Genomic DNA, 22625 nt, shown 5'->3' with positions numbered 1-22625 from the left:
TATGAAGTGATTGATATTAGGACTTACGCATTGACAACAGGCTCTAAAATTTGATAATGCCAAAAAACAGATGTCTTCAGGGATGAAAGTGAGAACTACCACTCGACCGACCACTGCACGATGCACTCTTGCAAAATACATTGGCTTTTTGATTAGTGAGCCAAAATCATCAACATGCACAAGACTGGCCGAGGTTACCGACTTTTCTCACGATAGCGCAAACCGCTTTCTTAAGCGTGAAAACTATCAGCCCAAAGATATGTACGATGAAGCAGTCAAAAGTTTAAACCCTATTGGCGGCACCCTGAGCGTTGATGACAGCGTGCTCGACAAACCTTATAGCTACTCCGTGGCACTGGTTGGCCACTTTTGGTCGGGTAAACATCACCGAGTGGTTAAGGGAGTTAACCTCATCACCCTTTATTACACCGACGTATCCGGGCGCCATATGCCGGTGAATTACAGGATATACGACAAATCGGAAGACAAGACAAAAAACGACTACTTCCGTGAAATGTTGATTGAAGTGCTGGTATGGGGGCTGAAGCCAGCGTTCGTTACCGGTGACTCCTGGTACAGCTGCACGACTAACCTGAAGACGATTAAAAACCATCAGACTGGGTTTTAGGACTTACGCATTGACAACAGGCTCTAAAATTTGATAATGCCAAAAAACAGATGTCTTCAGGGATGAAAGTGAGAACTACCACTCGACCGACCACTGCACGATGCACTCTTGCAAAATACATTGGCTTTTTGATTAGTGAGCCAAAATCATCAACATGCACAAGACTGGCCGAGGTTACCGACTTTTCTCACGATAGCGCAAACCGCTTTCTTAAGCGTGAAAACTATCAGCCCAAAGATATGTACGATGAAGCAGTCAAAAGTTTAAACCCTATTGGCGGCACCCTGAGCGTTGATGACAGCGTGCTCGACAAACCTTATAGCTACTCCGTGGCACTGGTTGGCCACTTTTGGTCGGGTAAACATCACCGAGTGGTTAAGGGAGTTAACCTCATCACCCTTTATTACACCGACGTATCCGGGCGCCATATGCCGGTGAATTACAGGATATACGACAAATCGGAAGACAAGACAAAAAACGACTACTTCCGTGAAATGTTGATTGAAGTGCTGGTATGGGGGCTGAAGCCAGCGTTCGTTACCGGTGACTCCTGGTACAGCTGCACGACTAACCTGAAGACGATTAAAAACCATCAGACTGGGTTTATGTTTGCCGTTGAGAAAAACAGGACAGTATCACTGGAAAAAGGTAAATGGCAGCAGGTTCAACACCTCGACATCCCCGACAATGGTCTGGATGTATGGCTCAAAGACTTCGGTAAGATCCGGTTGTTCAGGACGATGCTAAAAGACCAGCGTCGCCACTACGTGGTTTACTTGCCAGAGGAAGTCCCTTTTGAACGCAATGACTTCAAGCAGATCCATGACCAGCACTGGCAGATCGAACAGTTTCACAGGGCGATCAAGCAGGTTTGCCATATTGAGCACTTTCAGGTTCGCAGCGAACGACCCGTCAGAAACCATATATTTGCTGCAATTTTAGCTTTTGTTTATCTCCAGAAAATGCAGATAGAGCAGGAGTTTACGAATATTTATCAGCACCAACGGGGGCTGTTTAAAGAGACAATAGGCGCTTTCATTGAGAGTTTTGCAAAGGGGAAGGATCACCTCCTACCAAAATTTATCGGTGTCATCAATGCGTAAGTCCTAGGTTTATGTTTGCCGTTGAGAAAAACAGGACAGTATCACTGGAAAAAGGTAAATGGCAGCAGGTTCAACACCTCGACATCCCCGACAATGGTCTGGATGTATGGCTCAAAGACTTCGGTAAGATCCGGTTGTTCAGGACGATGCTAAAAGACCAGCGTCGCCACTACGTGGTTTACTTGCCAGAGGAAGTCCCTTTTGAACGCAATGACTTCAAGCAGATCCATGACCAGCACTGGCAGATCGAACAGTTTCACAGGGCGATCAAGCAGGTTTGCCATATTGAGCACTTTCAGGTTCGCAGCGAACGACCCGTCAGAAACCATATATTTGCTGCAATTTTAGCTTTTGTTTATCTCCAGAAAATGCAGATAGAGCAGGAGTTTACGAATATTTATCAGCACCAACGGGGGCTGTTTAAAGAGACAATAGGCGCTTTCATTGAGAGTTTTGCAAAGGGGAAGGATCACCTCCTACCAAAATTTATCGGTGTCATCAATGCGTAAGTCCTAGATATATGTCCATTCCCTGTTTTCTGGCAGACGACAAATAGCTGCGAATCCGTGCAAACATAGAACCACCGTCTGCACTCCTGAAGCAGCCTGAGATTTTCTGCTTTAACTTGGCCATTCGAACATCCCGCTCACTGCCATTGTTATCGAAGGGAATGGTAAAATCTGACATGAAGCGCAGTGTCTCAGCCTTGAACTCAGTGAGTCGTTTGAAGAGATTGTAAGCTTTAGTATTCTTGACTTTCTTGCGCTTAAGCTCCTCTCGTTGCTTCTCCATATAGACGACTTCTTTCATTAGAGCCCGCTGAAGCAACCGGTCATAAATCTTCTCGATTCGTTCACAGACAACACTTGGCATCTGTAGCATACCTATGGTCTTAAAGCCCTTGCAGTAATGCCAGGAAAGCCTCAGTAGCTTCATCAATCGCAACGCCAGTTGATTTGCTGTCCCTATCAACAACACCCAAAAGCTCCCTCAGGTGATGGGCATTGCAAAGTACGTGAGTTGCCGCATATGCAAAATAGGATTTCCAATGATCATGAACCAGAACGCCTGCAAATGTTAGCAGTATGCCCATCGTGTCCATGGCCTCACGACCTCGCTTTTCAGACAAGTAGTAGAGCGTCCATTGTTCATCCCGCATAACGTGTAGCCAGTGCAAAGAGCCCTCGGCCCGCATACCCGTTTCATCGGCTCCGGCAACAGACGATTCCCGCAAGGCGTCACGAATAACCTCTTCAGTAGAAGCCAGATTTTCATAGGTTCTGGCCACAAAATTGGCGACAGTGCCTGCACTTACACTCATTTTATAGAGAGTATTAAAATACCTCGACTTTAGAGTCTGTATAAAACGATAATTCGGTCAGCTTTTTATAGTGAAGCAAGCCGAAATCAGTGAACTGTTTTTCCAAGTTCGTTATTACTTCCGTTTTTTGCCTAAAAGCCTTTAGTTATGCTGCTTCTGAATTATCCGGTATTAACTGGTCGATCAGATCGCGAAAATTGAACTCATATTTTTGCTTATATCTGTTCCAGCCCTTGCGAATAGAGAACCTCGGAATAATTCCTGAAAGAGCAATTTTCATCATGCCTGCAGTGGTTGTATCCGGGCTTCTCCAGGGTATCCGAGAAATATTCAGACATGCCTGATTTTTACAAACGGTTAATAACTGCAATAATGCATAGCCTGCCATTTTCAAATGCATCCATCGAAGCAGTGTTCGCAATTTCTGCTGCCATAAATGGCAACAGCCAAAAGCATGTTTGAGTTGGTGAAACATTGGCTCTACCGGCCATCTCCGGGAATAGGCACGAAGCACCTCCAGTCCCTCAAGTTCCGGATTGGTCGAGATGAATATTCTGCTTTCGGTCAGACCTTTGTCATTTTCAAAGCGACTCCAGACGACGCGTACTTCACGACCTTTAAGGAATCTGGCGCGACAGATCAGGGTACGATAACGTATTTTGCGAAATTTGCCGTACATCCATACTGTTGCTTTTTCTTCCGGCAGTTTCTTAACCTGTTCTGTCGTCATCTTGATGCCGTACTTTTTTGGGCGCCCTCGCTTCTTTACGGTGGGTGCTGGCGGCAAAGCATAGAGGGCCCGATTTGAAGGTATCTGACCAACAACTTCTATGTTCATTTCCAGAGCTGGCTTTATCAGTGTCCAGTTCATATACCAGCAATCGGTTAGCAGGCGTAGCACTCGATCCTTCACTTCATTGCGTACCACCCTGAGCATGGCCACGGCAATTTTCAGTTTGCTGGTGTTACCTGAAGCTGGTGTCGGAAATGAGATCACCGGTATGGCGGTAAATACTTCATCTGCAGCCCGCTCAAATATGATGGCCAGGGAAACCCAACACTGCCCCCAGATGTACGTCGGCCGATTGCGTTTCTTGCTGTGTTGATGATGTGTACGACAAGCAGGGGCTTTGTCGGAAAACCGTTCGATTACCCAGTCATCAAGCCCCAGGACCACAGGTTGATTCTCAGGAGCTTTGGAGCAGACCAGACGGATCAAGTGGCGTGCCAAGTTCTTCCATTGCCACTTGCCCTGAGATAGCCAGTGGTGGTAGCTGCTCCACACACAATGAAAATCAATTGTTAACAACGCCTGTGTAACAAAGCCGTCGGCTGAAAGCATGCAACCGAACAGCAGTTCGCAGAACGTTGGTACTGCAGTTGATGATAGCGCTCCAGCAAGAAAGGTTGTATATGAAGCGAGCTCCCTGAGGATTACTTGATGATCTGAAGTGAGCATGGCAACCATCTCGAATTTCGTCATTGGGGATGGTTGCTTTTAGCAGATTATGCGCCGGAACTATTGTGCTCTTAAAACTCTAAAGTCGAGGACCATGAATTCTCTGATGATGTGACGTCATACTATGATCAGTTTGCTATCCCACCAGAGATTAGTATGGCCGTTTGTCAAGAGTGGGGATTGCGACATCACCTTAATGGTGATTTTGTCATCACCATTGATATAGTTCTCTTCTCTTCAACAAATAACACTGGCTGGTCTGAATCAATAAAAGGTGACTCAGAAGTTATAGAAAAAATATCCTTGGATTCATTAAAAGTCTTTAGTCGTTTTCAAGAGAGACTTTTGATAGAAAAATTGAGTAGTGAGCGATATGGTTTGCCATGGAAGCCTGTAACAAGTAATCAACTTTCTGAAAATAGATTCAGAAACTTTGAATGGATGTATGCAGGAAATAATGCCACTGATAACGAAAGGAAGATGATTGGAGATTATTTTGAGCTGTTTGTTAAGGCAAGGGAAACATTTCATGAAATGCCTAAGCTTCTCGATATACATAAAGCTTTATCGTAACTATTCAGCACTGAGCAAAGGCATATTACAGTAATTCCGAACAGCTCTATGAAGTGATTGATATATGTCCATTCCCTGTTTTCTGGCAGACGACAAATAGCTGCGAATCCGTGCAAACATAGAACCACCGTCTGCACTCCTGAAGCAGCCTGAGATTTTCTGCTTTAACTTGGCCATTCGAACATCCCGCTCACTGCCATTGTTATCGAAGGGAATGGTAAAATCTGACATGAAGCGCAGTGTCTCAGCCTTGAACTCAGTGAGTCGTTTGAAGAGATTGTAAGCTTTAGTATTCTTGACTTTCTTGCGCTTAAGCTCCTCTCGTTGCTTCTCCATATAGACGACTTCTTTCATTAGAGCCCGCTGAAGCAACCGGTCATAAATCTTCTCGATTCGTTCACAGACAACACTTGGCATCTGTAGCATACCTATGGTCTTAAAGCCCTTGCAGTAATGCCAGGAAAGCCTCAGTAGCTTCATCAATCGCAACGCCAGTTGATTGCTGTCCCTATCAACAACACCCAAAAGCTCCCTCAGGTGATGGGCATTGCAAAGTACGTGAGTTGCCGCATATGCAAAATAGGATTTCCAATGATCATGAACCAGAACGCCTGCAAATGTTAGCAGTATGCCCATCGTGTCCATGGCCTCACGACCTCGCTTTTCAGACAAGTAGTAGAGCGTCCATTGTTCATCCCGCATAACGTGTAGCCAGTGCAAAGAGCCCTCGGCCCGCATACCCGTTTCATCGGCTCCGGCAACAGACGATTCCCGCAAGGCGTCACGAATAACCTCTTCAGTAGAAGCCAGATTTTCATAGGTTCTGGCCACAAAATTGGCGACAGTGCCTGCACTTACACTCATTTTATAGAGAGTATTAAAATACTCTGACACGCGCTTAAAAGGCAGGAAATGGTATTGGTTAAGATAGACGGCCATAGCCTGTGTGGCTGAGCCATATTGTGCGGCAGCGGTAACACCTTCCGGGAATTCAGCCTGATTCCGACAACCACAAGTGCAGATTTTTACTTCAGCTCTATGGGCCGTTACTTCAAATTCACCCGGTCTCCCTGGTTCAAACACCTGTCGTTCAATATATTTGACCGGCTCACTATCAAGAAGAGACGCCTGACATTTATTGCATTCTTTAACCGGAAGGTACTCAATATAGTCAGGGATATCGACCTGTTTAAGACAAGTGCCCTGATGCCCTTTCTTTCCACCGGCTTTATTACCAGAAGACTGTCTCAGACTTTTAGGATTGGGTTTTTCATCCGATGGATCGGTACCTTTATCTGCGGAAAGGTCGTCAGAATGATCTGGAGAATTACTGTTTTTACAAGGTTTTTGGTAACTATTCAGCACTGAGCAAAGGCATATTACAGTAATTCCGAACAGCTCTATGAAGTGATTGATATATGTCCATTCCCTGTTTTCTGGCAGACGACAAATAGCTGCGAATCCGTGCAAACATAGAACCACCGTCTGCACTCCTGAAGCAGCCTGAGATTTTCTGCTTTAACTTGGCCATTCGAACATCCCGCTCACTGCCATTGTTATCGAAGGGAATGGTAAAATCTGACATGAAGCGCAGTGTCTCAGCCTTGAACTCAGTGAGTCGTTTGAAGAGATTGTAAGCTTTAGTATTCTTGACTTTCTTGCGCTTAAGCTCCTCTCGTTGCTTCTCCATATAGACGACTTCTTTCATTAGAGCCCGCTGAAGCAACCGGTCATAAATCTTCTCGATTCGTTCACAGACAACACTTGGCATCTGTAGCATACCTATGGTCTTAAAGCCCTTGCAGTAATGCCAGGAAAGCCTCAGTAGCTTCATCAATCGCAACGCCAGTTGATTGCTGTCCCTATCAACAACACCCAAAAGCTCCCTCAGGTGATGGGCATTGCAAAGTACGTGAGTTGCCGCATATGCAAAATAGGATTTCCAATGATCATGAACCAGAACGCCTGCAAATGTTAGCAGTATGCCCATCGTGTCCATGGCCTCACGACCTCGCTTTTCAGACAAGTAGTAGAGCGTCCATTGTTCATCCCGCATAACGTGTAGCCAGTGCAAAGAGCCCTCGGCCCGCATACCCGTTTCATCGGCTCCGGCAACAGACGATTCCCGCAAGGCGTCACGAATAACCTCTTCAGTAGAAGCCAGATTTTCATAGGTTCTGGCCACAAAATTGGCGACAGTGCCTGCACTTACACTCATTTTATAGAGAGTATTAAAATACTCTGACACGCGCTTAAAAGGCAGGAAATGGTATTGGTTAAGATAGACGGCCATAGCCTGTGTGGCTGAGCCATATTGTGCGGCAGCGGTAACACCTTCCGGGAATTCAGCCTGATTCCGACAACCACAAGTGCAGATTTTTACTTCAGCTCTATGGGCCGTTACTTCAAATTCACCCGGTCTCCCTGGTTCAAACACCTGTCGTTCAATATATTTGACCGGCTCACTATCAAGAAGAGACGCCTGACATTTATTGCATTCTTTAACCGGAAGGTACTCAATATAGTCAGGGATATCGACCTGTTTAAGACAAGTGCCCTGATGCCCTTTCTTTCCACCGGCTTTATTACCAGAAGACTGTCTCAGACTTTTAGGATTGGGTTTTTCATCCGATGGATCGGTACCTTTATCTGCGGAAAGGTCGTCAGAATGATCTGGAGAATTACTGTTTTTACAAGGTTTTTGATAACCATCAGACGATGGCGGCTTGCTGCTGTTTTGACTGTTCTTGCCAACCTTTTCTTCCAATTCTCGACATCGCTCTTCCAGACAGGCAACTCTCATCCGCAGCTCTGCATTCTCTTTCAAGAGAATCTCAGCCGACATAGTTGCGGGTAGTTCTGGAATCATGCTGGCGAATATTGTGGAAAAATGGTGCTTAAGAGGATGGTATAAAAATCAGAAAATTCCAGATTTATGTGGGGGTGCTGAACAGTTACGGTTTTTGATAACCATCAGACGATGGCGGCTTGCTGCTGTTTTGACTGTTCTTGCCAACCTTTTCTTCCAATTCTCGACATCGCTCTTCCAGACAGGCAACTCTCATCCGCAGCTCTGCATTCTCTTTCAAGAGAATCTCAGCCGACATAGTTGCGGGTAGTTCTGGAATCATGCTGGCGAATATTGTGGAAAAATGGTGCTTAAGAGGATGGTATAAAAATCAGAAAATTCCAGATTTATGTGGGGGTGCTGAACAGTTACGCTAGTATGATAGTTTACTCAAGCTCTTTGTTCTTGTAGCGAGTTAGCAAAATTGCAAAAACCTGACCTTGCATATTCTGGTAACTCTTGAACACTCATTCTGGTAACACTTGAACACCCATTCTGGTAACACTTGAACACCTATTCTGGTTTCTTTTGAACACTTTTTGATGATTTCCAGAATCACCGTTCAAGCTTCCAGAAACGCTGTTCAACAGACCATAAACCGGTCTAATACAGCTAACAAATATCTTCTTATGCATTGATTTTCCATAACTTTGGCCGTTCTTATCTGTACCAAGAGAGGGAACCGGCCATGACAGAAAACAGGATTACCATGCGTAAGCTACTAGAAATACTCCGGATGCGGTTTGGCAGCCAACTCAGCTTCCGACAAATTTCCCGCAGTGTACGGGTCAGTGTGGGGACGGTATCCAACTACGTTAAGGCCTTTCAGGAATCGGAATTAAGCTGGCCCCTGGCAGAGGATATATCTGAGCCTGAGCTTATTCAGGCGCTGTTTCCCGATGCCTCGATAGCCAATCGAAAAGGGTTGATTGATCCTGACTGGGCTGAGGTGCATCAGGAACTGAAGCGCAAGGAAGTGACCAAACAACGACTCTGGGAAGAATACTGTCAGGCCCACCCCCTCAATGCCTACAGCTATGCCCAGTACTGTCACCGTTACAATCAGTGGCGTGGTTGTCAAAAGCGATCTATGCGACAGCTGCACAATGCAGGTGAAAAGTTATTTGTTGATTATGCCGGGCCAACCATGCCAATCATCAACCCGGACACCGGCGAAATTGCCCACAATGCCCAGATATTTGTGGCAGTGCTGGGAGCGTCCAACTATACCTACGCTGAAGCGACTCTGTCACAAAAAACAGAGGACTGGCTGGGGTCTCATGAACGGGCCTTTGAGTTCTTTGGTGGGGTGCCAGAAATTGTTGTGCCGGTGTTTGTCAACATAGTTGTCGCCTCAACTTAAGCGGCTTTGCTTAGTTGATCATCAGCAGGTCTGTCGGGATTCAACCAGACTTCATCAGCCAGATCCCAGTTCCTTGTTGACCTCTTTCCCCAGCGCTCTGGGTGACGTTCTTTGGCTTGTTCATAAACCTTTCTGCGGTTAGCCATAAGCACCTTGGTTTCACCACGATGCCTTTGCCCGGGTGTCAGAAATTTCAGCCCACTGTGCTTGTGCTCTTCGTTGTACCATTGGGCAAAACCATGCACCCAGCTACGTGCTGCTTCAAGATCAGCAAATGGCGTGCGCGGATAACCAGGGCGGTATTTCAGGGTTCTGAATATGGCCTCGGAAAAGGGGTTATCATCACTGACCCGGGGACGACTGAATGAGCTCACGACCCCAAGACGCTGCAGTGTTGACAGCATAGTGCCACCCTTCATGGGACTACCATTATCTGAGTGCAGAACCAGTGGCCACTCCAAGGCTGCAATTCCCTGTTTGATACAGGCTTTAGTGATCATTTCTGATGCATGCTCAGCTGATTCGGTTTCATGAATTTCCCATGTAACAATCATACGACTAAAGATGTCTATCACCAGGTACAGGTAATAAAACTGCCCCCGTATCGGAGAGCGCAGATAGGTAATATCCCAGGACCAGACCTGGTTGGGTCCGGTAGCACACCAGGACGTTGGCTTATACCTGTTTGGCTTGGCAGCACTGCCCCGATGATGCTGTTGCCCTGTTTCCTCCAACACCCGGTAAAATGTCCTTTCAGACCCCATATAGAGACCTTCATCTAACAATGTGGGCACAATCTGGCTGGGCGGAAGGCTTTTGAACCGCTCGCTGTTACAGACGTCAACAATCGCCTGTCGCTCAGCTTCAGAAAACTTGTTAACCGGTTCTGGCCTGTCAGCATTTTTGCGATTATCTGCGCGCACGTCATCACCCTGCATCCAGCGTTGTACAGTTCTTTCTGTAAGACCAAGGGCTTTGCAGGCTTTTGACTGACGAGCCCCATCTTTAACTGCCTGTTTAATCAGGCTAACAGCATTTTGTCGATCCGGGAGAGAGACTAATCGTCCTCTGGCGCCCCCCAGATCTCTTGGGCCTTTTTTGTGAGTACCAGCAAGGCAGCAGTTTCTGCTAACGCCTTGTCCTTGCGATTGAGTTCACGCTCAAGCTTTTTGATGGTTTTCTTATCTTTTTTGTGTTCGTCAGACAGCGCCTTACGCTGTTTTGACTGACTTTCAGGCTGGACAGAAACACTGTTAATAAAGGCAGCCTTCCACTGCTGAATTTGTTCAGCAAACAGACCTTTTTTACGACAGTATTCAGCCATTTCTGCTTCATTTAACGCAGCCGTTTCAATGATTACGGCTAACTTGTTTTCAGTTGTCCATTGATCTGGATTCTTTCCGTCGCCCGGCACAGGCACTCCTTTAGATACTGCTTTCTTTCGCCAAGTGTACAGGGTCACATCAGAGATACCAGTCTCACGTACCAACTGCGAAACTGGCACATTATTGGGTGGCATCATCTTCTGAATGATGGACTCTTTGAACTCTTCTGAATAGCGGGCCATTGATTACTCATAGACCGCCCCCTGTTGAGATTTCTAATTTCAGGAGAGGCGACAACTATGCTGACACAGGGGGGTGCCAGACAACCCAAAGTGCGCAGTTATCAAAGCCTGTCGGTACGAGCCGGATCTCAACCCATCATACCAGCACCTGGCTTGTCACTACCAGGTGGCAGTCATTCCGGCACGCCCCTACAAACCCAAAGACAAGGCCAAAGCAGAAGTCGGTGTACAGGTAGTGGAGCGGTGGATACTGGCCAGGCTTCGTCATGAAATGTTCTTTACCCTGGCAGAGCTGAACCTGCGGATACGTGAGCTGTTAATCGAACTGAACCTGAAGCCCTTTAAGCAGTTGCCAGGAACGCGACGTAGTGCGTTTGAACAACTGGATGAACCAGCCCTCAAGCCACTGCCGAAGCAATCTTTTGTGTTCGCTGAGTTTATCAAGGCCCGGGTGAATGTGGATTATCATATTATCTGCAAGGGGCACGCCTACTCGGTTCCCCATCAGCTTGCCAGGCAGGAAGTAGAAGTACAGGCGACTGAGCACTGCGTCACGATCTACGCTAACGGTAAAGTGGTGGCCAGCCACGCTCGCAAGCACACACGTGGATTTACGACGTTAGCAGTTCATATGCCGGAACGACATCGTCACCATCAGGATTGGACGCCTGAGCGTTTACTTAACTGGGCTAACGACATTGGTCAGGAAGTCTATTGTTTTATTCAATCACTGCTGGATAGCAAGGAGCATCCTGAACAAGCCTATCGAGCTTCATTGGGGCTGCTAAACCTGCAGCGGGAATATGGAACTGAACGACTCAACAACGCCTGCGCCCATGCCAGGAACATCGGGGATTATCGGTTAAAAAATGTCCGATCAATCCTCCAGTCAGGCAAAGACCTGATGCCATTGGAGCCACAGTTAAAACAAACGACAGGTCCCTTGCATGATGATCACGAAAATATTCGTGGCGCTATTTGCTATCAATAACCGGAGGCGAACATGATCAATGAAACACTGGCTCGCCTTAGGTCACTGCGACTGACCGGAATGGCAGATGCCCTCAATCAACAGCTGGACCAGCCGGGCACCTACAGTAGCCTTAGCTTTGAAGAACGACTGTCGTTGCTTACTGAGCAGGAAGAAACAGAGCGAAACAATAAACGTCTGGCTCGGCTGCTCAGAAGCGCCCGGTTTAAACTGGCTGCCCGGATACACGACATTGACTATGAACACCCCAGAGGTCTCAAACAGAACCAGATGGCCAGCCTGTCTGGAGGAGGCTGGCTTGACCGGTACAGGAACCTGTTGATCACCGGACCTTGTGGTTCCGGTAAGAGCTACCTGGCCTGCGCCCTTGGGCACATGGCTTGTCTGAAAGGCTACAGTGTCCGGTACTATCGGATGTCCAGGCTACTGGATGAACTGATCCTTGCCCACGGTGATGGCAGCTACAGCAGGCAGTTGAAACAACTGGCAAAAGTAGACTTGCTGATTCTGGACGACTGGGGCCTGGAACCACTGACGCAGCAACAAAGGAACGATCTGCTGGAAGTCATGGATGACAGGCACGAGCAAGGTTCCACGTTGGTTACCAGTCAATTGCCCACCCGGAAGTGGCATGCCAGCATTGGTGATGAAACTCTGGCCGACGCCATTCTTGACCGGCTTATGCACAATGCCCACCGGATTGAACTCAAAGGCGAATCCATGCGCAAAAAGCTTGGAAAATTGGACGCAGTTGAACACCTGGTCTAAAAATCACACTGGGCAATGTGTAAGGAGTTCAGGGTGTTCAAATGAAACAGAATAGGTGTTCAAGTTAACCAGAATACGCAGACCTAATGGATACAAAGGTACATAGGCTTCGAGTTTTTTTTGCGAAGCAAATAAGCAACCTTTGCCCGTCAGTTGAGCAACTGTATTTGTTTTCATCTGCAAGATCAATGCAGTCTCCTGTTTTGTAAGCAGTAAGCTTGACACTGCGTGACGGCTTTTAGTTTCTTTCTCACTCGCACATACTTTCTGAAAAAATTCTAGAGTTTCTCTGAGGACTGCGTTGTGTTTCAAACAATTATCTGGAAGATTTTGAACTTCTTGTATTAGTCTTCCAAATACCTTATTGAATCCTGTTTTATATGCAGGCTTAACCAACAGCCGTAAACCTTTTATCACGGCTAAGTTACCGTTAATGGTTGGAAGCACCAATGTTCAGTAATTCTGCTGATCAACCGGCCAACAGTTAATTTTTTTGCTGCCGTCAGTTCTCGCCTCCAGGCCAGATAATGGGGAAGGTAACGAGTTGCAACCCCTTGGAATACGCCGCCAATCCAGCGTTTTAAATGACTGTGATAAGAATTTACAGTCTGGATGTGGTAGATGCCTTCAACAACATGTTGACCTGCTGATGTCACCAGCTCCTTGAAGACAAATCCAAGCTTGTCAGCAAGTTTTTCGTGAGCGAGGTGTGCATCCGCACAGACCGTGGCCTGTATCGATATGCGGCCATTTAAATGCCTGCACAATTCATTAGCACTTTCGTTTTCTAATACACCGTCAACGGTATTTCGATTACGGTCCCGAGCCACCATTACCGGGACTTTTCGGGCTTTGTTGGGATCATTACCCCGCTTTCGGGTTGGCCGTGGAAGGCCTTCTCTTTGCCCTTTGAAGGATTCACGGAAAAATGTTTCATCAAGCTCAGTAATGCCACAAAGCTCTTCTGCTTGATCATTATTAATCACTTCAAGAAAGCGGTGACGCCAGCGGAACGCAGTTTTCAAGTCAATGGCATTCTCAGCAGCAGCTGGTCGCAAGACCATAGAGTGAGTCATACCTGCGAGGTACTTGTTCCATTTTTCAGGGTGCCTGAGCCTTGCCAAAGGCGTTCCACTAAAGGCGTTAAACGTTGAGTCGCAAGTCTTGCAGTGGTAGCGCTGTCGGCCATTTCGTATGCCCCAGCGACCAACGCTATGGCTTTTGCATTTGGGGCACCTGGGGTTTTCGGCAAATTGGGCAAGTATGCTCTTTTCTACGTCAGGTGTTGCATTATCGTTATTGGGTATAGATTCACTGTAAACAGGTTCAGAGTCAGTGGTTTCTACTACCTCGGTAACCTCTATTTGAGTACTAAGGAGCGAGTTGTTAAGAATGTCTCGCTGTTCACTGGTTAATGTTGAAATGGAATCAATAAAATTCTGGAAGAGTTCAGATTGCATATCACTCCCCTACAACGTAGATTTTATGGGAGTTTAGCTGATTCAACCATTAACGGTAACTTAGCCTTTTATCACTTTATTTTCCAAGAAGTCTTTATAAGCAACTGGCCAGTCGCGTAGAAAATCATGAAAAGCTAGTATCTTATCTGAGTCAACACCATATTCGCTAATAGAATTGCCATCATCAATATAGCGAAAGTAAAAAAGCGCAAAGCAGAACAGATGAAATACATTACTACCCAGGCAGGATAATTTTTCTGATTCAAATACAATACCTTTATTAAAAGCATGAGCAATTAAACTCGAGGTTTCTAATAACAAATCATATTCAAGATTTATAGATAGAGAGGTTGAAGTGGCTTTTTTCAAATCAAACCCACACGAACAGTTAGAGATGCTCCTGTTTTTTATATAAGAAATAGAGACCCCACACTTTGGACACTTATCAATCAAAAAAACTTTATGTGTCGGACAGATTATATTGATAGATACGTGCCAATACTGCCGTATATATCCACTTTCGGCCAAACAGGCAGGGCAAACCGGAACGAAATACCTTCGATACAGAGTATTTGGTATTTTTACATTTTGGTAAATAAAGTTTGATAGATTATTTGAGCACTTGGTTATCGATCTGCTCAAGGTTATATCTCGTAGCGATTGACTTGTAATGCCAACTCTGGCTGCCAGCTGATCAACGCCTCTATAACGAATCTCGGGGTGCAAATTAGCATGAAACAGATTAAATTCATCAAATCCAGGGACAGAACTATCTTCTACGCCATCGATACCTAAGCATATGAATCTAATCAAACTTCTCAGCGAAATACTATTTGATCTTGCAACTCTTATCAAATAGCTTTCTAGCGTTTCATCTGGGAAGACTTTAGGCCTGCTTAAGAATGGCGAACAACCAATTTCTCTATCCACTTAAATACCAACATAAAAAAACAATCAAAAAAAACCTGCTGATCGACCTAAGGTAAAGATGTCTCGTACACTCAACTCTCTGGAGTTTGGTAGAACTATCTTCTTCTTAGACTTATCCCAATCTGGGCTTGATTCAATCTGAACAGCTTTCATATCCTTATATTCAGGCACGAATGGATTTGGCTTAGAAGAACCAAAATGAAACCTATATAGATTATAAAATGTTTTTACATTTAAAACCCTCACTTCGGATAATGATGACGCATGAGCAATTAGCTTCATGATTAGCTTGGGGCAGCCATTACTCGATATAAATAATGGAAACAACACTTCTGGCTCAATTAAACAACCAGCATCTATTGAAAATTCTTTTTTCAATCTTGAGGATAATGTATTCAAAAAACTGCAGTATATTTCAAGACTATCTTCATCACTTATTTTAAAAGGAAACAACTCTTCGACCATTGTAAATATTGTCCCCATTTGCTGATTATTACTTTGGATACGTTGAGCCCAAGGCATACCAATACCAACGATCGGGATCTTAGTTTCCTTTATTAGAAGCTTCAACCAATCAGCAGTAAAAACAATTTCAGCACTGCTCATTGCCTGCGTTAAATGATGAAACTCGTCAATGATAATCATCTTAGTCTTACAGGTATCTCTAAGATAATCTATAAGACGCGCATTTTTGAGATCAAATGAATCACTTGAATCCCAACGAGGATCACCTATAGCCTTTAAAAAGGCTCGAATTGCTTCGTATCTTTTAGCATGGGAAGGAAGAGAAAAACGTACAATCGGTTTAATTGAATTAATTCTGTCACCTAAATCTTCTTCATAGTCAGGATAAGATTTATGAAACAATTCTGCAACCAGTGACTTTCCTAGACCACTGTCACCGATAAGCAAAAAGCATGTAGGCTCAGTAGCTCCATCAAAGCTATCGAAGCAGAATTGCAATAACTCTTTGAGTAATTTCTCAAAAACTGCTGGCAGCACCACACGGAAGATGACGTGAAGCCTCCTCAATCAGGTTACTCAATCTCGGAAATAACCCATCGCCCATTAGTCGGCTTTTCAGATAATCCCAAAAAGAGAGACCATACAGGCGACACGTTTTTTTCAGGCTGGCAAAGGTGTCGCGACATTGCCGCCCCAAATCGCTTCGCGTCCCACTACTGATCTTTCGTCGTTTAACATATTCTCGTATCTGACTCTCGCTCAGGTTGTTGTGCAGCGGTAAGCTCGGGTCATCCAGAACCAGTAATAGCTCTTCCTTGATTACAGCCAACCCTGACAGAGCATCCTGAAGAAGCCCACTGCACGTTTGGGTTTGGATCAGCGCCTGGAACCCCTGTCGTACTTTTATTGCCTTTTTTTCAGTTGGCTCTGTCTTGAAGTCTTTAAGGTCATCGTAAATGGCCCAGAACCATGTCCGAAGCCATTTCTGAGCCATGGCCTGCTGATCATTGACCGGATGAACTTTTGCCAGCCCTCGCTCTGCATGTATCCAGCACTGGCTGTGTTTGAAAACGTCGAACTGCCTTGCCCCATCACTGAAGGTGGTAAGATGTCCTGCTCCATGCTGTATCAGGCTGCCATAAATCATGGCTTCACTGGCCTGCTGGCGCCGTCTACCAGTTAGTCTCAGGTCTTTCATACATTCTTCCCAGGCTTCATGGCTCAGGAAGGTGACGCCTCTGTATGGATTAAGAACGCGTAGCCACTTTTTGGGGTAATCCAGTTTTTCCAGATAGATCAAGGCATCGTCGGTGAACGTGTAAGTTGACCATGGGCGGTGCAGTAGGCTTACGAAATTTTCCCGGCTTTTGCTGTCTGTGCTCTCGAACCAGGCAAAGGACTCGTTATTGATGATGGTGCAGTAACCGTTCTTCCCCTTATGCCTTGTTCCCGTGTCGTCTGTCTGGATATAACTTGAACAGCGAATACCTGTAGTCAACAGCTCATCTTTCTCAGCATGGAACTGCTCGTGTCCTTTCGTCAGAAGCTGGCTGAGTTCCCCGCTGGAAATAGAGATTCCAATGTCCCATAGCCAGTCCAGCAGTTCTGGCTGGGTAACGGAGCAACCATGATACTGGTGCAGAACGTAGGCCTGCAGCATTGGCCCGTAATGATGTCCATGAAGGCTGGCTGGCGGTTTGGCCGTAATGGTTTGTCCATCGGGTGTCACCCATTGCTCTAAAAGATATTCAATACTGGATGTTTGTATTGTCAGTTCCTGAACATGAAAAGGGGTGGTTCCATTCCTGATTGATCCCTCCGGAACATCAGTGGCAGCAATGGGTATGGATTTTTCCGCCGATGGCTTTCGGGGCTGTTTACGCTGCTTTCTGGTTTTCTCGTTGGGCTTCTTAACCTTCTGCTTTGACGAGGTGTCTGGGCTGGCTCCATCGTTACCCTCAGGAGCGGATGGATCTCCATCAGGGCTGCCGGTGTCATCATCGGGAGGTTTGGTGTTTGGTTTGATGTCAGGCTTTGCGGGCAGTTTTTTTAGACGACGAATCTCTGCTTCAAGCAATTCTATCTGCTCTTTGAGCTGAATGATCTGCTCTTGCTGCTGAGTGATGAATCTCAGTAGATCTTCAGGTTGTAACTGCTGGTGTTCTAGAAAAGCCATGGTGAGAGGATAGACGACTGACCGAAATTATCCTGCTTCCAGCACTTTTTGAGAAATTACCTCTTTGACTCCTTTAGCTGATTCATGCCAAATAAAATATTCATTATAAATCTTTCCGTATATTTTATTATGGCTCTTTTCGTATTGCAGACTGCTGATTTCATAAATCAGGCTGGAATCCTCCTGTGGCAGGGCTTGGCAATATTTAGCCAGCAGTTTCCTGAAGGCATTGTATATCAAGGCCTTTGGCCAATTTTCATTGCAGAGCAGTCTGTAACCCGAAAAGAGCCTTTATTATTTTTGCTACTCATCATCAAAGTTCCTTAGCTTACGCTTCCCCATTGTCTGAGTTGATAGAGACTCCAAGTCTTGATGATCTTCTCTACGACTACTTTCATTGACGGAAGCACCTTCTTTTGTTGATGTTCCTCTATATTTTGCTATGGCTTTTGAAGCGGCTTTTTTACTCTTACCATCAACAAGGGTCTTTACTAATTTATTTAGCTCCACCTTTGCTGCGTGTAAATTCTCACCCTCTTTATTTGAAAGTTTCATAAAGTCATTTGCATAACGCCTAATCACTTTATGCTGCCAGTAAGTCAACCCTCCAGCATATTCAATATCAATTGCAGGAACAGAAAAATATTCACCACTAAACTTATTAAGCACATATATACAACCCATATCTTCAGGATTGTATTTAATCAGTACATTTTCATTATTTTGATATCTTGCTCTATATTCAGATAACTCTCTTGAATCATATTTAAGATAATCTATCTGAACACCGCCAACTTTCAGCATACGCTCTTCTGTTTTTCCAAGAATTATATCCAGACTATCTTTAGAAAAAATCTCTCTGGGAACTTCATTAATACTACTAACCCAAGCTTTATGCGGAACAAGTACTCGACCATTACTGATCCTAATCTCTTCATAAGGATAGATATCAACCAGCCATTTATAGAATACTGAAAGAAACTCATTAAAGGTCATAATTGCTTCTTTTTCAGGGTCATATTCTTGTTTTTTGAAAATACTGGAGAATGTTTTACCTTTTATATTCTCAATAAGTCTTGCATTTTGTCGTCTAAAGAAATTTTCGATACTGCCTTTTTCCCACCCTTTCTTCACTCTTGCATAATGAAGATTTATATCAAGATCAAGACAGGCAAACTTTAAGTCTTCAGACCAAAATTCCCTGGCATTATCAACTGTAAGCTCATCCATCTTACCGAAATATGGAAAGCTATTTTTTATATTTTGAAACTGTGATTTTAAATATGTTTTTGGCAAAAGTGCACTTTTAAGCGCTTTGGCAACAGTTAGATAACTCCCCTCATAAAATGAGATACAGACACCTAGTGGCACTCTTGAGTATTTATCAATAATCACTGTTATATAAGGTCTCCCAAGTGGTAGAAGGGTTTCATCATCAAGCAAAAAATAATCCAAGGTTGTATGATCTGCTTCCGCTCTCTGTAACACACGCTTTGGGGGTGCATAAAATTTAGTAACCCTGAACTCTTCTTTGGCCTGTCTTACTCCTTCCCTCTTTTCTTTTATTTCATAAGGAGGAATTTTCTTAATTTCTCTCTGCATTGTTGAATAAGATGGAACCGGAATATCATCATCATTCTGTTTATTGTACTCCTTTATCGCTGTTTCTAATTGTCGATGAGTTTCACTCAAGCTAATCCTTTCCTTAGTCAAATAAACCTCTTTAATAACTTCATCAATCAACTCTTGTAGTTTGCCCCTTTTTCTTTCATAGCTACCACAGTTATCCAGGTGACCAATCAATCCCCTTATAGATCTTCCATTTTTTATATACTCTTTTCTCCAACGACTTACAGACCTCCAAGAGGGTGACTTCAGATTATTATTCTCCGCTATGCTATCGATTATCACTTGAGTTTTAGGAGAAATAGAAAAAACTCCTTCTTCTTCTAAACCTTTTATAAATTTATGTCGATACTCTGCCCTTTCCTTTTCTGATTTATCATATGAATTTAAATCTTTACTCTTAGACTGAAGCCTTTCATTTCCAACAGTTTCTTCATTAATTAATTTAATACTTCCATTTTCAATACCTTCTAAAACCTCTATTTCAGGAATCCTGATCTCTGTCTTAGAGAGTACATCTAAAGTTAGAACTATTCTGCTATTCCATGAAATAACTTCACATAGCCGATCATTATAATGAAACTGCATTCCAGATGTTAGTGTTACCTTCATCTGCGAACCTCACATACATATTCGTGGAAAACATTTTATGAACATCAAACTCTATAATCCCCTTACTAATTAATGTATATGCATGATAGTTTACAACCTCTGGTTCGTTACCAGTCAATCTACATGCTATTTTCAGAAGTTCTTTTAACCTTACGAAATTTCCTTCATACCCAGAGAAGATATTTTTAAATAGATTCATATACTGCTCATTAATATCTGATTTTCGATAGCTTTTAAATTGCAACATATTTTGATAAAGCACGCTGTTCTTTTCAAGAAACTCATCAATAATTAAAAAATTAAAACCTTGCTTCTTTAAATCGTATTCAATAGATTCATATTTCTCTTTATCACTCTTATGGGCATTTATATCAAAAGAATCAGTTTTCACTTCAAAATACCATTCTCCATCTGAAAATGTATAAGCAAAAAAATCGGCTGTGTATTCATGACTCTCCTGATCTATGTGGTACATTATCCTTGGCGGCTGTGAAATGTAACTCTGAATTCGCGTATCAAACTCCAGAAAATGACAGAACTTATATTCATCTTCAGTCTGAAGGAACAGCACATTGTTATTCTTTCTGCTTGCGAACATCCAGTTAGAGTTCACAGCCGACATTTTAATTACTCTGCCGTGCTTATCTTTTGGTTGAAATCTCCGACTCACAAAAAAAAGCCCCCTACACAGATACCTTAGTATCAAACATAGGAGGCTTTTTAGGCTTGTCAATTTTACTGATTAAAATATTGACAAGCTTTATGACGAATTGCCAAACTTAACGATGAAATTCACAGGAATTAAGCAATTTCAACCAGATTACCCCTGGACTCCAGCCAAAGCTTGCGGTCTGAACTGCGTTTCTTGGCCAGCAGCATATCCATCCGCTGAGTCGTCTCCTCCTCGTTGTCCAGGGTTAACTGAACAAGACGACGAGTGTCTGCAGACATCGTAGTTTCTCGCAACTGCAAAGGGTTCATCTCACCCAGTCCCTTAAAGCGTTGCACATTGACCTTGCCTTTCTTTTTCTCGGCACGGATGCGTTCAAGAATGCCTTCTTTCTCTGCTTCATCCAGGGCGTAATAGACGTCTTTGGCCACATCAATCCGGTAAAGCGGCGGCATGGCAACATAAATATGGCCGCGTTCCACCAGTGGGCGGAAGTGTTGAACGAACAGCGCACAGAGCAGGGTCGCGATGTGCAAGCCATCAGAGTCCGCATCGGCAAGAATGCAGATTTTACCGTAGCGCAAACCGTCCAGGTTATCCGATGCCGGATCAACCCCCAGGGCTACGGAGATATCGTGTATTTCCTGGGAGGCCAGTACTTCTGAGGAGTCTACTTCCCAGCTGTTAAGGATTTTACCCCGCAACGGCATGATGGCCTGATACTCACGGTCACGGGCCTGTTTGGCAGAGCCGCCTGCTGAGTCCCCTTCCACCAGGAACAGTTCGGTCATGCCCAGGTCCTGACTGGCACAATCCGCCAGTTTGCCTGGCAGTGCTGGCCCCTGGGTCACTTTTTTACGAGCAACCTTTTTGGCTTTGCGCATCCGTTTCTGGGCATTGCTGATGCAGAGTTCTGCCAGCAGTTCAGCTTCAGCGGTGTGTTGGTTCAGCCAGAGGCTAAAGGCATCTTTTGCCACACCAGAGACAAAGGCGGCACACTCCCTGGAAGAGAGACGTTCCTTGGTCTGGCCGGAGAATTGCGGGTCTGCCAACTTGGCAGATAATACGTAGGCGCAGTTTTCCCACAAATCATCGCCACCGAGTTTCACGCCACGGGGCAACAGGTTCCTGAATTCACAGAATTCCCGGATGGCTTCCAGCAGGCCGGTTCTGAGGCCATTCACATGGGTGCCGCCCAACGGGGTGGGAATCAGGTTGACATAGCTTTCCGTCAGCAGTTCACCGCCCTCGGGTAGCCATTGGACGGCCCAGTCTACCGCCTCGCTTTCCCCTTTCAGGGAACCGGTAAAGGGTTCAACGGGGAGCACGGCAAAGCCTCTTGTGGCACTTTTGAGATAGTCGTTCAGGCCATCCTCGTAGTACCACTCGGTCACGTCTTCAGAAATCCGGTCATCAAATTCAACCCGCAGGCCAGGGCAAAGCACTGCCTTGGCCCGCAGAATGTGCATTAGCCGTGGTACGGAAAATCGTGGGGAGTCGAAGTAGCTGGCATCGGGCCAGAAACGAACCATTGTTCCGGTATTGCGACGTCCGCAGGTGCCGGTTTCGTGGAGGTCTTCATCCTTATAGCCATCTTTAAAGCTGATGGCTGAAACGATGCCGCCACGGCGAACGGTCACTTCCAGGCGGCTGGAGAGCGCATTGACCACAGAAACACCCACCCCGTGCAAACCACCGGAGAACTGGTAATTCTTGCTGGAGAATTTACCACCGGCATGCAGGCGGGTGAGAATAAGCTCAATACCCGAGATGCCATGTTCCGGGTGGATATCGGTGGGCATACCCCGGCCATCATCCACCACTTCCAGAGACTGGTCTTTGTGCAGGGTGACTTTGATATGGGAAGCAAAACCTGCCAGGGCCTCATCCACGCTGTTGTCGATGATTTCCTGGGCAAGATGGTTTGGCCGGGTGGTGTCGGTGTACATTCCGGGGCGTTTGCGCACCGGGTCGAGGCCACTGAGTACCTCAATCGCCTCGGCATTGTAGTCGTTCTTTACCATGAGTCCTTGCTGACTGATCGCTTTATGACGCAAAGCGTGAA

At 45.2% G+C, this 22625-nt stretch carries 22 protein-coding genes and 1 pseudogene; 7 read left to right on the top strand and 16 right to left on the bottom strand.

From position 1 onward, the window contains the following. Window positions 1-88: 88 nt before the first annotated feature. From MJO57_RS02145 to MJO57_RS02135, 3 genes and pseudogenes are all read left to right on the top strand, one after another. Window positions 89-622, top strand: a pseudogene (locus MJO57_RS02145) (IS701 family transposase); the annotation flags it as partial. Window positions 623-696: 74 nt separating this feature from the next. Beyond that, on the top strand, window positions 697-1731 hold the full coding sequence (locus MJO57_RS02140) for a transposase (RefSeq protein ID WP_252026884.1): 1035 nt from the start codon (window positions 697-699) through the stop codon (window positions 1729-1731). Window positions 1732-1742: 11 nt separating this feature from the next. Beyond that, window positions 1743-2240, top strand: a complete 498-nt coding sequence (locus MJO57_RS02135; protein ID WP_252022582.1) for a transposase — start codon at window positions 1743-1745, stop codon at window positions 2238-2240. On the opposite strand, the gene MJO57_RS02130 is transcribed toward MJO57_RS02135, so the two are convergent. From MJO57_RS02130 to MJO57_RS02120, 3 genes are all read right to left on the bottom strand, one after another. Continuing rightward, window positions 2230-2709, bottom strand: coding sequence for a transposase (locus MJO57_RS02130; protein WP_252022569.1), 480 nt, complete (start codon window positions 2707-2709; stop codon window positions 2230-2232). The two genes, MJO57_RS02135 and MJO57_RS02130, sit on opposite strands and share 11 nt — an antisense overlap. Next, on the bottom strand, window positions 2624-3052 hold the full coding sequence (locus tag MJO57_RS02125; RefSeq protein WP_371924751.1) for a transposase: 429 nt from the start codon (window positions 3050-3052) through the stop codon (window positions 2624-2626). The genes MJO57_RS02130 and MJO57_RS02125 overlap by 86 nt, the downstream gene beginning before the upstream one ends. Window positions 3053-3197: 145 nt before the next feature. Next, complete coding sequence (locus MJO57_RS02120; protein WP_252017304.1) at window positions 3198-4535, bottom strand: transposase; 1338 nt, start codon at window positions 4533-4535, stop codon at window positions 3198-3200. Window positions 4536-4667: 132 nt separating this feature from the next. Between MJO57_RS02120 and MJO57_RS02115 the strand changes: the two genes are divergently transcribed. Beyond that, entirely contained in the window at window positions 4668-5084 is a 417-nt protein-coding gene (locus tag MJO57_RS02115) for a hypothetical protein (RefSeq protein WP_252022566.1), read from the top strand. Here the strand turns inward: MJO57_RS02115 and MJO57_RS02110 are convergent, their stop codons facing one another. The 3 genes from MJO57_RS02110 to MJO57_RS02100 all read right to left on the bottom strand — a co-directional run bounded on the left by MJO57_RS02110 (window position 5085) and on the right by MJO57_RS02100 (window position 8215). After that, on the bottom strand, window positions 5085-6449 hold the full coding sequence (locus MJO57_RS02110) for an IS66 family transposase (RefSeq protein WP_252021190.1): 1365 nt from the start codon (window positions 6447-6449) through the stop codon (window positions 5085-5087). Then, the gene (locus MJO57_RS02105; RefSeq protein WP_252017330.1) at window positions 6439-7953 is read right to left on the bottom strand and encodes an IS66 family transposase; all 1515 of its coding nucleotides are present in this window, start codon (window positions 7951-7953) and stop codon (window positions 6439-6441) included. Before MJO57_RS02105 ends, MJO57_RS02110 begins: the two co-directional genes overlap by 11 nt. An 85-nt stretch (window positions 7954-8038) precedes the next feature. Further along, complete coding sequence (locus MJO57_RS02100) at window positions 8039-8215, bottom strand: DUF6444 domain-containing protein (RefSeq protein WP_252021186.1); 177 nt, start codon at window positions 8213-8215, stop codon at window positions 8039-8041. Window positions 8216-8641: 426 nt separating this feature from the next. Here MJO57_RS02100 and MJO57_RS02095 point away from each other — a divergent pair, with 426 nt between their 5' ends. Next, a complete protein-coding gene (locus MJO57_RS02095) occupies window positions 8642-9295 on the top strand; it encodes a hypothetical protein (protein ID WP_252022564.1) in 654 nt (217 codons plus the stop codon). Here MJO57_RS02095 and MJO57_RS02090 read toward each other — a convergent pair. Continuing rightward, window positions 9292-10862, bottom strand: a protein-coding gene (locus MJO57_RS02090) for an IS3 family transposase (protein ID WP_252017319.1) whose coding sequence is annotated in 2 segments (ribosomal slippage) — window positions 9292-10388 and window positions 10388-10862 — 1572 coding nt in all. Because the reading frame shifts where the segments join, the coding sequence is not laid out codon by codon here. The genes MJO57_RS02095 and MJO57_RS02090 overlap by 4 nt on opposite strands. Window positions 10863-10935: 73 nt before the next feature. Between MJO57_RS02090 and MJO57_RS02085 the strand changes: the two genes are divergently transcribed. Both MJO57_RS02085 and istB read left to right on the top strand, forming a co-directional pair. Beyond that, on the top strand, window positions 10936-11853 hold the full coding sequence (locus tag MJO57_RS02085) for a hypothetical protein (RefSeq protein WP_252022561.1): 918 nt from the start codon (window positions 10936-10938) through the stop codon (window positions 11851-11853). Window positions 11854-11865: 12 nt separating this feature from the next. Then, window positions 11866-12621, top strand: coding sequence for an IS21-like element helper ATPase IstB (gene istB / locus MJO57_RS02080; protein ID WP_252017309.1), 756 nt, complete (start codon window positions 11866-11868; stop codon window positions 12619-12621). Between the two features lie 3 nt (window positions 12622-12624). Here istB and MJO57_RS02075 read toward each other — a convergent pair whose 3' ends face one another. The 9 genes from MJO57_RS02075 to parE form a co-directional block, all read right to left on the bottom strand. After that, window positions 12625-13068: a hypothetical protein gene (locus MJO57_RS02075; protein ID WP_252022559.1), complete on the bottom strand. Its 444-nt coding sequence runs from the start codon at window positions 13066-13068 to the stop codon at window positions 12625-12627. Next, window positions 13041-14081 carry an IS1595 family transposase gene (locus tag MJO57_RS02070; protein ID WP_252017335.1) on the bottom strand — a complete coding sequence of 347 codons (1041 nt, stop codon included), beginning with the start codon at window positions 14079-14081 and terminating at the stop codon, window positions 13041-13043. The genes MJO57_RS02075 and MJO57_RS02070 overlap by 28 nt, the downstream gene beginning before the upstream one ends. Before the next feature lie 60 nt (window positions 14082-14141). Then, complete coding sequence (locus MJO57_RS02065) at window positions 14142-15011, bottom strand: TniQ family protein (RefSeq protein ID WP_252022556.1); 870 nt, start codon at window positions 15009-15011, stop codon at window positions 14142-14144. 24 nt (window positions 15012-15035) lie between these two features. Then, window positions 15036-16013 carry a TniB family NTP-binding protein gene (locus MJO57_RS02060; RefSeq protein ID WP_252022553.1) on the bottom strand — a complete coding sequence of 326 codons (978 nt, stop codon included), beginning with the start codon at window positions 16011-16013 and terminating at the stop codon, window positions 15036-15038. Then, a complete protein-coding gene (locus MJO57_RS02055) occupies window positions 15994-17652 on the bottom strand; it encodes a transposase (RefSeq protein ID WP_252017470.1) in 1659 nt (552 codons plus the stop codon). Before MJO57_RS02055 ends, MJO57_RS02060 begins: the two co-directional genes overlap by 20 nt. A 27-nt stretch (window positions 17653-17679) precedes the next feature. Then, on the bottom strand, window positions 17680-17892 hold the full coding sequence (locus tag MJO57_RS02050; RefSeq protein ID WP_252022551.1) for a hypothetical protein: 213 nt from the start codon (window positions 17890-17892) through the stop codon (window positions 17680-17682). Between the two features lie 63 nt (window positions 17893-17955). Further along, window positions 17956-19890, bottom strand: coding sequence for a Mu transposase C-terminal domain-containing protein (locus MJO57_RS02045; protein ID WP_252022549.1), 1935 nt, complete (start codon window positions 19888-19890; stop codon window positions 17956-17958). After that, window positions 19850-20365, bottom strand: a complete 516-nt coding sequence (locus MJO57_RS02040) for a hypothetical protein (RefSeq protein WP_252022547.1) — start codon at window positions 20363-20365, stop codon at window positions 19850-19852. The genes MJO57_RS02045 and MJO57_RS02040 overlap by 41 nt, the downstream gene beginning before the upstream one ends. A gap of 326 nt (window positions 20366-20691) precedes the next feature. Next, window positions 20692-22584, bottom strand: a complete 1893-nt coding sequence (gene parE, locus MJO57_RS02035) for a DNA topoisomerase IV subunit B (protein WP_252022545.1) — start codon at window positions 22582-22584, stop codon at window positions 20692-20694. Window positions 22585-22625 lie beyond the last annotated feature (41 nt).

The sequence above is a fragment of the Endozoicomonas sp. SCSIO W0465 genome (genome assembly GCF_023716865.1).
Taxonomy (GTDB): domain Bacteria; phylum Pseudomonadota; class Gammaproteobacteria; order Pseudomonadales; family Endozoicomonadaceae; genus Endozoicomonas.
The sequence above is the reverse complement of the archived record's forward strand: the minus strand, read 5'-3'. Positions and strand labels throughout refer to the sequence as shown.